We start from the raw sequence: 11,949 nt of genomic DNA on the forward strand, positions 1-11,949 counted from the left end.
TGATCTATCCATGGCCAGGATGAAGGTGCCGTAACAGGTACTGGAGGTCCGAACCGACTAGTGTTGCAAAACTAGCGGATGAGCTGTGGATAGGGGTGAAAGGCTAAACAAACTTGGAAATAGCTGGTTCTCTCCGAAAACTATTTAGGTAGTGCCTCAAGTATTACCATCGGGGGTAGAGCACTGTTTTGGCTAGGGGGTCATGGCGACTTACCAAACCAAGGCAAACTCCGAATACCGATGAGTACAGCTTGGGAGACAGAGCACCGGGTGCTAACGTCCGGACTCAAGAGGGAAACAACCCAGACCGCCAGCTAAGGTCCCTAAAATTGGCTAAGTGGGAAACGAAGTGGGAAGGCTAAAACAGTCAGGATGTTGGCTTAGAAGCAGCCATCATTTAAAGAAAGCGTAATAGCTCACTGATCGAGTCGTCCTGCGCGGAAGATGTAACGGGGCTAAGCCAGTTACCGAAGCTGCGGATTTGCAATTTATTGCAAGTGGTAGGAGAGCGTTCTGTAAGCCTGTGAAGGTGCGTTGTAAAGCGTGCTGGAGGTATCAGAAGTGCGAATGCTGACATGAGTAGCGTTAAAGGGGGTGAAAAGCCCCCTCGCCGTAAGCGCAAGGTTTTCTACGCAACGTTCATCGGCGTAGAGTGAGTCGGCCCCTAAGGCGAGGCAGAGATGCGTAGCTGATGGGAAACAGGTCAATATTCCTGTACCGATATATAGTGCGATGTGGGGACGGATCTTAATAGGTCATCCGGGTGTTGGATATCCCGGTTTAGTTGGATGTAGGCGTGCACTAGGCAAATCCGGTGCACATATACCGAGGCCAATGATCGAGCCAGCTTGCTGGTGAAGTGACTGAACGAGGTTCCAGGAAAAGCCACTAAGCTTCAGCTATATACGACCGTACCGCAAACCGACACTGGTGCGCGAGATGAGTATTCTAAGGCGCTTGAGAGAACTCAGGAGAAGGAACTCGGCAAATTGACACCGTAACTTCGGAAGAAGGTGTGCCCTATTAGTGTGTAGTGAACAACGAAGCATGAATGGGTTGCAAAAAATCGGTGGCTGCGACTGTTTATTAAAAACACAGCACTCTGCAAACACGAAAGTGGACGTATAGGGTGTGACGCCTGCCCGGTGCTGGAAGATTAAATGATGGGGTGCAAGCTCTTGATTGAAGTCCCAGTAAACGGCGGCCGTAACTATAACGGTCCTAAGGTAGCGAAATTCCTTGTCGGGTAAGTTCCGACCTGCACGAATGGCGTAACGATGGCCACACTGTCTCCTCCTGAGACTCAGCGAAGTTGAAATGTTTGTGATGATGCAATCTCCCCGCGGAAAGACGGAAAGACCCCATGAACCTTTACTGTAGCTTTGTATTGGACTTTGAACAGATCTGTGTAGGATAGGTGGGAGGCTTTGAAGCAGGGTCGCTAGATCTTGTGGAGCCAACGTTGAAATACCACCCTGGTGTGTTTGAGGTTCTAACCTAGGTCCATTATCTGGATCGGGGACAGTGCATGGTAGGCAGTTTGACTGGGGCGGTCTCCTCCCAAAGCGTAACGGAGGAGTTCGAAGGTACGCTAGTTACGGTCGGACATCGTGACGATAGTGCAATGGCATAAGCGTGCTTAACTGCGAGACTGACAAGTCGAGCAGATGCGAAAGCAGGACATAGTGATCCGGTGGTTCTGTATGGAAGGGCCATCGCTCAACGGATAAAAGGTACTCTGGGGATAACAGGCTGATACCGCCCAAGAGTTCATATCGACGGCGGTGTTTGGCACCTCGATGTCGGCTCATCTCATCCTGGGGCTGTAGCCGGTCCCAAGGGTATGGCTGTTCGCCATTTAAAGAGGTACGTGAGCTGGGTTTAAAACGTCGTGAGACAGTTTGGTCCCTATCTTCCGTGGGCGCTGCAGATTTGAGGAAGCCTGCTCCTAGTACGAGAGGACCGGAGTGGACACACCTCTGGTGTATCGGTTGTCACGCCAGTGGCATTGCCGAGTAGCTAAGTGTGGAAGAGATAACCGCTGAAAGCATCTAAGCGGGAAACTCGTTTCAAGATGAGATCTGCCGGGGCCTTGAGCCCCCTAAAGAGTCGTTCAAGACCAGGACGTTGATAGGTCAGGTGTGGAAGCGCAGTAATGCGTTAAGCTAACTGATACTAATTGCTCGTGCGGCTTGACCCTATAACTTTGATCAATCAGATCAAGGTGTTATGCCAAGTTGACGCATTCAAAATACATTCAAGCAGCGCAGTCATTGCGTGCTGATTCCAAACTCTATGAATTCGTTTGATTGATCATGTGATCAGTCAGACAACAAGTTATGCCTGATGACCATAGCGACGTGGTACCACTCCTTCCCATCCCGAACAGGACAGTGAAACGCGTCAGCGCCGATGATAGTGCGGGTTCCCGTGTGAAAGTAGGTCATCGTCAGGCTCTTACAGCCAGAAAGCCCAACCAATCGGTTGGGCTTTCTTTTTAGGTGAAAGCATGTCGATCGCTGCAGTTCAGCGGTCGACAATGCTGGTTCCCGAAATAGCCGCTGCACCCGAATGCACGAGCTCATCGAGCAATTCCCGGGTGATCGCGCTCAAACTCTCATCGACAAAAAAGCGCGCCCGAACCAGCTCGAAATAGGGCGTATTGCGCGCCCATTCGCACAGGTCCTCGGTCAAGATTGACTGGGTCTCGAGCAGCTTGAACTTGATGAGAACCTTCAGTGCATGCCGCGCATGTTTCGATGGATTTGCCGCCTGGCGATCGAGCCGCTCCCGTGCTCCTGCCAGCGCGCGACGGACGTCGTGAAACGCGGATCCGTGTCCAGGGATCACTGTCTGCGGCGCGAGACTTTCAATCAGATCGAATGTAGCGGCAACGTCGCCGAAAGAAGGTTCACCGACCAGCTCCGGGAACACCACGCCGAAGCCTTTTTCCCACAATGCATCCGCTGAGATCAATGTGCGTGACTCTGGATTGAACAGGATCACCGAGTGCGGGTCATGGCCAGGCGCAGCAAACACCTGCCAAAGCAAGTCACCCAGATATTTCTCGCTGCCGGGCTCCAGCACATTCTGAAATTCAAAGCGTGGACACTGCTGACCGGTTGCGCGGTAGCTGAGGGCGTCTTCGTCCCAGCGTCTTACCGCTGCTGCTTCTCCAGGCGGGATGTGTGTTCGCAGTTCCGGAAATCTCAGCTGAAGCGCAGCGTTTCCTCCGCAGTGATCGCTGTGCAAATGCGTGTTCAACAGGGTGTCGAGTGCACGCGCGCCGAGTGCCGCACTCACCAACGAGACGGTCTGCTCCGAATGCGTGCAGTAACCGCTGTCGATCAGCGCGCTGTCATCCGACCCGATCAGGAGGATGTTGTTCGCAGACAACCACCCGCGCTCCAGAACCTGGAGGTTCGGGGGTGGTTCTTGCAACCTCTTCAATGTGCGGCGGTTCGCAGTTCGCGACGCAAGATCTTTCCGACGTTCGTCTTGGGCAGCGAGTCGCGGAATTCGATGAATTTCGGGCGCTTGTAGCCGGTCAACTGGTCCTCGCAGAAGCGCAACACCGACGCCTCACTCAGTGAGGGATCCTTTCGCACCACAAACACCTTGATCGCCTCGCCCTGTTTGTTGTCTGCCACGCCGATGGCTGCGCATTCCAGGACACCGGGGCAGAGCGAGATCACGTTTTCCAGCTCATTCGGAAAAACGTTGAATCCACTCACAAGAATCATGTCCTTCTTGCGATCCACGATCTTGCTGGTGCCATCCGGAAGCTGGATGGCGATGTCGCCAGTGCGCATGAAACCGTCCGCGGTAAAGGCTTCGGCCGTTTCGGCCGGCTGGTTGTAGTAGCCCACCATCACATTGGGCCCTTTGATACAGAGCTCGCCAGATTCACCATTTGGCAACGAATTGCCGTCATCGTCTTTGATCGCGATCTCAATGCTCGGCAACGGCAAACCGATGGTCCCGGTAAATGCGGTGTTCATGACAGGATTGTTGGTGCCGATCGCGCATGTTTCGCTCATACCCCAGCCTTCGATCATCGGGCACCCGGTCACCTCAAACCATTTCTTCGCCGTGCCTTCCGAAGCCGCCATGCCGCCGGCCTGGGACACAAAGAGCGTCGAGAAGTCGACGGTTTTGAACTGCGGGTGCACCAGGAGCGCGTTGAACAGCGTGTTGACAGCCGGCAGCATGTGGAATGGGCGCTTCTTGAGCGTGGCGATGAAGCCGTCGAAATCGCGCGGGTTCGGAATCAGCGTCAGGTGCGAGCCCTGGCGGATGGCGAGCAGGCACAGAGTGAGCGCGAAGATGTGATACAGCGGCAGCGCCGCAATGCTGTTGACCTTGGCGAGATCGCCGGCGCGTGCCAATGCGGGCGTGAACCAAGCTTCGGCCTGAAGCGTGGCTGCGATGATGTTGCGATGGCTCAGCACGGCGCCTTTCGACAGGCCCGTGGTTCCGCCGGTGTATTGAAGGAACGCGATCGAGTCCAGGGTGGACGTGTCCGGCCCCAGCTTGCGCCCGCGGCCCTCGCTCAATACGCGGGCGAACGGTGTCACCGTGCGACCGTTGTCGAGCGGCAGCTTGTAAGGCGGCACCAGCTTCTTGAGGTGCCTGACGGCCAGCGTGGTCAACGTGCCTTTGAGCCCGCCAAGCATGTCGCCGATCGCGGTCACCACCACATGCTTGACGGGTGTGCGGTCGATGACTTTCTCGAGCGTGGCAGCGAAGTTTTCGAGAATGATGATCGCGGTCGCGCCCGAGTCCTTGAGCTGATGCTCGAGTTCGCGCGCGGTGTAGAGCGGATTGACGTTGACGCAGGTGTAGCCCGCGCGGAGGATTCCGCTCATCGTCACCGCGAACTGCGGCACATTGGGCAGCATGATCGCAACCCGCGCGCCGGGCTCCAGCCCGAGCGATTGCAGCCAGGCGCCGAGCGCCTTCGACTGTTGATCGAGTTCGCCATAGGACATCCAGCTCTCCATGCAGACCGAAAACGGCCGTGCAGCGTAGCGCTGAAAGGATTCGTCGAACATCTGCCCGAGCGAGCGGTATTGCCCCGGGTCGATGTCGCGTGGCACGTTGGCCGGATAGTTCTGAATGGGCGCCGATGTCTGCATGCAATCTCCTGTGGCGCGGATTGTCGGAGCGCATCGGTGCCCGCCGCCAGCGGGCTTGTCCTAGTAAGGCCTGTCGCCACGGCGATAGCGCCGCAGTTCCTGCGGAGGTTGGTCTCGCCGGGCGACGGCGGCAGGCCGGCGCCGGCAACTGCACAGCCGCAACGCCGTGGGCGGGTGGGAGTCGCCATGCACGGCAACTCCGTTGCGGCTACTTGAGCCAGCGATCCATCACGCGCTGGAACTCGCCGCCGGCCTGCGACAGGTGCAGCCACTGGTCGACGTACGCCTTGAAGGCAACGTCGTCGCGCGGCAGCATCCAGCCCATTTCCCCGTATTGCAGCGGCTTGTCTGGGTTGATGGCGCACAGGCCGGGCTTGAGCTTTTGCTGCGTGATGGCCTCGGCCGATTCGGTAACGAAGACATCGGCGCGGTTGGCCAGGATCTCGTCGAAGATGGTCACGTTCTCGCCATGCATCGTGAGCTTGGCCTGCTTGAAGCTGGTGCGCGCAAAGCGCTCGTTGCTGCCGCCCGGATTGAAGATCACGCGCACTGCGGGCTGGTCGATGGCCGCCACGCTCTGGTACTTGGCCACATCGGCGCAGCGTGCGATCGGCGTCTTGCCGTTCACCATGTACGGGGCGCTGAAAAAGGCGCGCTTCTGCCGCTCGGTCGTGACCGAGACACCGCCCACCGCAATGTCGCACTTGCCGGCCGTGAGGTCGGGCAGCAGGTTGGCCCAGGTTGTCTTCACCCACTCGGGCTTCGCGCCGAGACTGGCGCTGAAGCTCGCCATGAGGTCGACGTCGATGCCCTCGTAGTTGGCATCCGGCTTCTGGAAGCTGAAGGGTTTGTAGTCGCCCGGCGTGCAGATGCGCAGCGTGGCCGCCTTCTGCACCGTGTCCAGATGCGATACCGGGGCCACCGCCGGCGCGATGGCGCAGCCACCGAGCACGGCGGCCGATGCCAGGATGGAAGAAATCGAAAGCGCGTTCCGCATGCAAGGCTCCAGACAGTAGTGAAGAAAGGGATGAGGGATTCTTATTGTGCGGCGCTCGATACGCCGCCGCGCCAGAGTTGCAATGTAGGCGCAGAGCGCTTCAGTTTTTCAGCGTTCTCGGGGGAAAGAAAATGCCCCCGCGCAACAAAGCTGTGAAAATGGATAAATGGATGCACTCGACAAGCTCGATCGTTTGATTCTGCGCACGCTGCAAGCAGATGGCCGCGCTACCTATGAGCAGCTTGCGGAGCAGGTCAGTCTGTCGCCCAGCGCGGTATTGCGCCGGGTCAAGCGGCTTGAGGAAAATCGTGTCATTGACCGCTACGTTGCCTTGGTAAAACCCGAGGCCGTAGGACTCGGGCTGACCGCCTACCTCAACGTCCGGCTTGAAAAGCACACCGAGAGCCACAAGCGCAATCCGATGGATTTGTTCCGCGCCAGTGTGCAAACCTGGCCAGAAGTGGTCGAATGTGCGGCGTTGACCGGTGAAATGGACTATTTGCTGCGCGTTGTGGTGGCAGACATGTCGCATTACAGCCGTTTCATCATGGACACCCTGCTCAAGCACCCCAGCGTTGAAGACTGCAAGACCAGCTTCGTGCTGGATCGGGTCAAGACCACCACGGCAGTGCCTGTGTAAAACGACCGCCTGCGTTTGTATGCGCGCCACAGTTACCGGTAATCCGTCACTCCAGACCGGGTTATCGGCGTTGGCTGACTTGCACATTAAGGGAAAACCCTTACATTGTATGCATGCTCTATGCAAGTTCCATCCTCAAGGCCTCGCTCGGTGCCGGCTCCTTCCTGAAGGCGCCGATGCTTGAGTCGCGTCCGCCCGGCGAACCGGCGCAGCAACCGGTGCTGGTGCCGATCCGCTCGATCGGGCCCGGCGAACGCGAACGGATCGCGCGCCATCTGCTCGATCTCGACGTTCATGACCGCTATCTGCGCTTCGGCTACTCGGCTTCGGACGAGCAGGTTCAGCGCTATGTCGACGCGCTCGACTTCGACCGCGACGAAATGTTCGGCATCTACAACCGCCGGCTCGAGCTCATCGCCATGGCGCACGTCGCCTTCGCGCCGGCCGACCAGCCCAACGACTGCGCCGAGTTCGGCGTTTCGGTGGCCAAGCACGCCCGTGGCCGTGGCTACGGTGCCCGCTTGTTCGAGCGCGCGGTCGTCACCGCGCGCAACGAAGGTGTCGGCATGCTGTTCATTCACGCGCTGAGCGAGAACGCCGCCATGCTCAAGATCGCACGCAAGGCCGGCGCCACCGTGGTGCGCAGCGGTTCCGAATCCGAGGCGCATCTGCAACTGCCGCAGGCCACCTTCGACAGCCGGATGAGCGAGATCGCGCTGGATCACTTCGCCGAGGTCGACTTCCAGCTGAAGACCCGCGCCAAGCAGTTCTGGTCGTTCCTGGCCAGCGTGCAGGAAGTGCGAAGCGGCGTGCGTGCCGCGCGCGACAAGTCGGCGCAATAGGCCTCCGCTTTCCCGGAGGGCGACGCCCTTTCCGGTATCCTTGCGCTTCCCCAACTCCGCCCTCCCGCAGTGGCCGAACCTCACTCCGAGCGCATCCCCGTTGAACGGGAAGACAAGCGCAGCTTTCTCCAGAAGCTGGCCGAATTCATCCACCCCGGTCCCGACTCGCGCGACGAACTGATCGAGACGCTGGCCGATGCCGAAGACAACCACGTGATCGGCGCCGAGTCGCGCGTGATGCTCGAGGGGGTGCTGCGCATGGCCGACATGACGGCGGGTGACGTGATGGTCGCTGCCCCGCGCATGGATCTGCTCGACATCGACGCACCGCTCGACGCGTTGATCAATCTGGTGATCGACACCGCGCACTCGCGCTTTCCGGTGTACGAGGGCGAGAAGGAAAACATCATCGGCATCCTGCTGGCGAAGGATCTGCTCAAGCTGCAGCGTGCGCCGGGTCTCAACATCCGCGCGCTGCTGCGTCCCGCCACCTTCGTGCCCGAGAGCAAGGGCCTGAACGATCTGCTGCGCGAGTTTCGCGGCAACCGCAACCACTTGGCCATCACCATCGACGAGTTCGGTCGTGTCGCCGGGCTCATCACCATCGAAGACGTCCTGGAGCAGATCGTCGGCGAGATCGAAGACGAGTTCGACATCCCCGAAGACGAGGGCGACATCTTTGGCCTGGCCGACCACACCTACCGTGTCTCGGGCGACACCCCGATCGAGCGCGTGGCCGAAGCTTTCGGCATCACCTTCGACGACGAGGCCCTGAGCGAAGATTTCGACACCATCGGCGGACTCGTGGCGCACGAGATGGGCCACGTGCCCAAGCGCGGTGAGCACCATGCATTGGGCGGTTTCGACTTTGTCGTGCTGCACACAAAGGGTGGTGCCGTGCGTTGGTTCAAGGTCTCGCCGGCCCGCGGCGACGACGCATCCGATTGAAGACGGCGCTCGTTCGCGCGCTGGGCTTCGGGCTTGCGGGGCTGGCCCAGGCCGCGTCGATCGCCTGGCCGTTCGCGGGCCACTTCGGTGGGCAACCGCTCTGGTGGCTGCAACTGCTGTCGCTGGCGGCACTGGTCTGGCAACTCGACGCCCTGCGCCTCGGCGGCCACCCTCGTGCATGGCGCAGCGGCTTCCTGTTCGGCTGGATCTTTTCCACCGCCTGGCTTTGCGGCACTTTCTGGTGGCTGTTCATTTCGATGCACACCTATGGCGGGCTGGCAGCGCCATTGGCCGCCGTTGCCGTGTTCGCACTGGCGGCCGCGCTGGGCCTCTACTACGCGGCAGCTTGTGCATTTTTCGTGGCCTTTGCGCCCGCCCGCTGGGCATGGCGCGCCTTGTTCTTCGCAGCACTCTGGACAACGGCCGAGCTGGTTCGCGGCAGCTGGTTCACCGGCTTTCCGTGGGGCGCCGGTGGCTACGCGCACGTCGACGGGCCGCTGGCGCTGTTTGCCCCGCTGGTCGGTGTCTATGGCATCGGCGCGGTGGCCGCGCTGGTCGCGGTGGCGCTGGCCCAGTGCCTGCGGCTCGACTACCACCGCCATAAGCTGGCATGGCTGGCGCCGGCAGCCATGGTGGCCGGCCTCGGGCTGGCTTCCGTCGACAGCGCCGACCCCGCTGTTTCCGACCTGGTACCGCCCCCGCCGCGGCTGCGGATGGCGCTGCTCCAGGGCAACATCCCGCAGGACGAAAAGTTCATTCCCGGCGGCGGCATCGCCACGGCGCTCGACTGGTACGGCACGCAGCTGCGCGACGCCACAGCGTCCCTCGTCGTCACGCCCGAAACCGCCTTGCCGTTGTTGCCGATACAACTGCCGCCCGGTTATCTCGAGTCCGTCGCTGCGCGCTACGGCCAGGGCAATCAGGCGGCCATCGTCGGTTTGCCGATGGGTGACCGGCGCGGCTACACCAACACCGTGCTCGGTTTCAAGCCCGGCGCGCCGGACGCCTACCGCTACGACAAGCACCACCTGGTGCCATTCGGCGAGTTCGTGCCCGGGCTGTTTCGCTGGTTCACCGCCATGATGAACATCCCGCTGGCGGATTTCCGCAGCGGCGGCCTGGCGCAGCCGGCGTTCGACTGGCAGGGCCAGCGCATCGCTCCCAACATCTGCTACGAGGATTTATTCGGCGAGGAGATCGGCGCCAACTTCCGCGACGAGGCAACGGCCCCGACCATCCTGCTCAACGTCAGCAACATCGCCTGGTTCGGCGACTCCGTGGCGATCGACCAGCACCTGGCCATCTCGCGCATGCGCGCGCTCGAGTTCCAGCGGCCCATGGTGCGGGCCACCAACACCGGCGCCACGGTGGTGATCGATCACCGCGGGCATGTGACGCAATCGCTGCCGCGCCTGACGCGCGGTGTGCTGATGGCAGAGGTCGAGGGCCGACACGGCCTCACGCCCTATGCGCGCTGGGTTTCCCACCTGGGGCTCTGGCCCTTGTGGATCACGGCGCTGGCGGTGGTCGCGGCCACCGTACTGCTGCGCCGGCGTCAGCGCGGCAGGTAAACGGTCGCCTCGACCTCGATCAGCGCGCCGTCGCCCGGCAGGAAACGCGACACCTCGACCACCGTGCTGACCGGCGGCTCGCCCGGATAGAAAAGGCCGCGCACACGGTTGTAGGCCGGGTAGTGCCGCAGATCGCGAAAGTACTGCACCAGCTTGACCACGTCGTCCATCGTGCCGCCGTGCTCCGCCGCCAGTTGGCGAATGCGTTCGAGCACGAACCAGCTTTGCGCCACGATCGGCGCCTCGAACACGTCGACGCTGAGCTGCCCCGTGACATAGCCCAGCCCGCCCAGCGCCGCGCGCGCGGTGTCGGGCAGATCTTCATAGCGGTCGAGCACCGCGCGCCGTGCCGGGTCGACCGCGACCACGCCGCTCAGGAGCAGGAAATCGCCCACGCGCTTGGAGGCCGCGTAGTTCGCCATCGGCTGGCCGGGCGCGGCGCTCATGTCGCTGCCACCGGCCAATCGCGCAGCTTGCCCGGATTGAGCAGCCCGTGCGGGTCGAAGCGCTGCTTCATCGCAACGATCTCGGGCGGCAGCGCGCCGCCGGCCTTGCCGTCTTCGACGATGAAGGTGTGCGGGTTGTTGATGCGCACACCGTGCTCGCGGTGAATGCGGATGATCTCGTCGAGCCGCTCCTCGCTGGTGAAGCGCACCAGCTGCAGCGCGCTGCAGGTGAGGAGGCCCTCGAGGTTGCGCAGGAACTCGACATGCATCAGCACCTCGCCGCCCAGCAGCCGTTCCATTTCGGTGATCTGCTGCACGTGCTGCCCTGGCACGAAGCTGCTCTGCAGGTAGGTCAGTGTCTTGTCGACCTTCAGCGCATGCAGCGTGGTGTGGTTCCAGGTGAATTCCATCAGCGTGCGGTTGCTCTTGTGCACCTCGGCCGACGTCTTGCGGTAGCTCACCGAGCCGCCGTGCAGGGCGGCCAGTTCCAGCATCGGTTCTTCGCAGGATTCGGCGACCAGCGACAGCACCGCATGACAGCCCGCCGGCAGGTGGTTGGCGAGTTGCGCCAGATGATCGGGCACCGGACTCGCGAAGAACGCGACCTCGCGCTTCACGATGCCGGGCGCGTGGGCCAGCGCGTCGCCGAATGCGAGCGCCTGGTCGAAATCGCCGAAGGTCACCAGCGTCTCGAGCCAGGGATGCACCGGGGCGAGACCGACTTCGAGTTCCAGCACCAGCCCGTTGGTGCCCCAGAGGTGGTGCATGCGCATCGCCTCTGCGCCGCGCAGTTCAACCACCTGCGGCTCGGCCTCGATCGTCATCGCGCGAAGGCCGAGCACATTGCCGGGCGCACCGAGCGGCCCGAAGTTGATCGAGCCGACGCCGCCGAAGCCACCGCCGAACAGGCCGCCGAGCGTGGCGCTGCGGTAGGTCGAGGGCATGCAGCGCAGTTCCTGCCCGGTCGGCTTCGTCTGTTTCTCGAGCTCGCCGAGCCGGATGCCGGCCTGCGCGCGGGCCACGCCGGGGCGTACCCACTGCAGTGCGTTGTAGCCGGTCATGTCGAGCACCACGCCACCTGCGAGCGGCGTGGTCTGGCCGTAGTTTCCGGTGCCGCTGCCACGGATCGTGATCGGCACCTTGCGCTTCACGCAGGCGCTCACCAGCGCGCGGATCTCGTCTTCGGTGCGCGGTCGCACCACCGCGTCGGCGCGCTTGTCCTTGAGCTGGCGGTTCAGCACCGGGCTGAACCAGGCGAAGTCCTGCGACAGGCGCGCGACGCGGCTCTCGTCGGTGATCCAGTCGAGGTCGGGCAGCTCGAGCAGAAGTTGTTCGATGGCGGAGGTGGGCGCGTTCATGGTCGTCAA

Annotated in this window: 9 protein-coding genes and 2 rRNA genes (1 of these 11 only partly in view); 6 read left to right on the forward strand and 5 right to left on the reverse strand. The window is 61.4% G+C overall.

Annotated elements, in window-relative coordinates:
- A 23S ribosomal RNA gene (locus QTI05_RS25630) occupies positions 1-2,200 on the forward strand (it extends 673 nt beyond the left edge of the window).
- A gap of 142 nt (positions 2,201-2,342) precedes the next feature.
- Positions 2,343-2,455 (forward strand): 5S ribosomal RNA (gene rrf / locus QTI05_RS25635).
- Positions 2,456-2,526: 71 nt separating this feature from the next.
- Here rrf and QTI05_RS25640 read toward each other — a convergent pair.
- From QTI05_RS25640 to QTI05_RS25650, 3 genes are all read right to left on the reverse strand, one after another.
- Positions 2,527-3,396, reverse strand: coding sequence for an MBL fold metallo-hydrolase (locus QTI05_RS25640; protein ID WP_286621247.1), 870 nt, complete (start codon positions 3,394-3,396; stop codon positions 2,527-2,529).
- 50 nt (positions 3,397-3,446) lie between these two features.
- Complete coding sequence (locus QTI05_RS25645; protein ID WP_286621249.1) at positions 3,447-5,138, reverse strand: AMP-binding protein; 1,692 nt, start codon at positions 5,136-5,138, stop codon at positions 3,447-3,449.
- A 208-nt stretch (positions 5,139-5,346) separates the two neighbouring features.
- Complete coding sequence (locus QTI05_RS25650; protein WP_286539614.1) at positions 5,347-6,135, reverse strand: transporter substrate-binding domain-containing protein; 789 nt, start codon at positions 6,133-6,135, stop codon at positions 5,347-5,349.
- Between the two features lie 166 nt (positions 6,136-6,301).
- On the opposite strand from QTI05_RS25650, the gene QTI05_RS25655 reads away from it, so the two are divergent.
- The 4 genes from QTI05_RS25655 (at position 6,302) to lnt (ending at position 10,136) form a co-directional block, all read left to right on the forward strand.
- Positions 6,302-6,775: an Lrp/AsnC family transcriptional regulator gene (locus tag QTI05_RS25655; protein WP_286539611.1), complete on the forward strand. Its 474-nt coding sequence runs from the start codon at positions 6,302-6,304 to the stop codon at positions 6,773-6,775.
- Positions 6,776-6,888: 113 nt separating this feature from the next.
- The gene (locus QTI05_RS25660) at positions 6,889-7,617 is read left to right on the forward strand and encodes a GNAT family N-acetyltransferase (RefSeq protein WP_286539610.1); all 729 of its coding nucleotides are present in this window, start codon (positions 6,889-6,891) and stop codon (positions 7,615-7,617) included.
- 69 nt (positions 7,618-7,686) lie between these two features.
- Positions 7,687-8,565, forward strand: a complete 879-nt coding sequence (locus QTI05_RS25665; protein WP_286539609.1) for a CorC family transporter — start codon at positions 7,687-7,689, stop codon at positions 8,563-8,565.
- A complete protein-coding gene (gene lnt / locus QTI05_RS25670) occupies positions 8,562-10,136 on the forward strand; it encodes an apolipoprotein N-acyltransferase (protein ID WP_286621251.1) in 1,575 nt (524 codons plus the stop codon). Before QTI05_RS25665 ends, lnt begins: the two co-directional genes overlap by 4 nt.
- Here the strand turns inward: lnt and QTI05_RS25675 are convergent.
- A complete protein-coding gene (locus QTI05_RS25675; protein WP_286621252.1) occupies positions 10,121-10,582 on the reverse strand; it encodes a RidA family protein in 462 nt (153 codons plus the stop codon). The two genes, lnt and QTI05_RS25675, sit on opposite strands and share 16 nt — an antisense overlap.
- Positions 10,579-11,940 carry an FAD-binding oxidoreductase gene (locus QTI05_RS25680; RefSeq protein WP_286621255.1) on the reverse strand — a complete coding sequence of 454 codons (1,362 nt, stop codon included), beginning with the start codon at positions 11,938-11,940 and terminating at the stop codon, positions 10,579-10,581. Before QTI05_RS25680 ends, QTI05_RS25675 begins: the two co-directional genes overlap by 4 nt.
- Between the last annotated feature and the right edge of the window lie 9 nt (positions 11,941-11,949).

It is taken from the genome of Variovorax fucosicus (assembly GCF_030316825.1).
Lineage (GTDB): Bacteria > Pseudomonadota > Gammaproteobacteria > Burkholderiales > Burkholderiaceae_C > Variovorax > Variovorax fucosicus.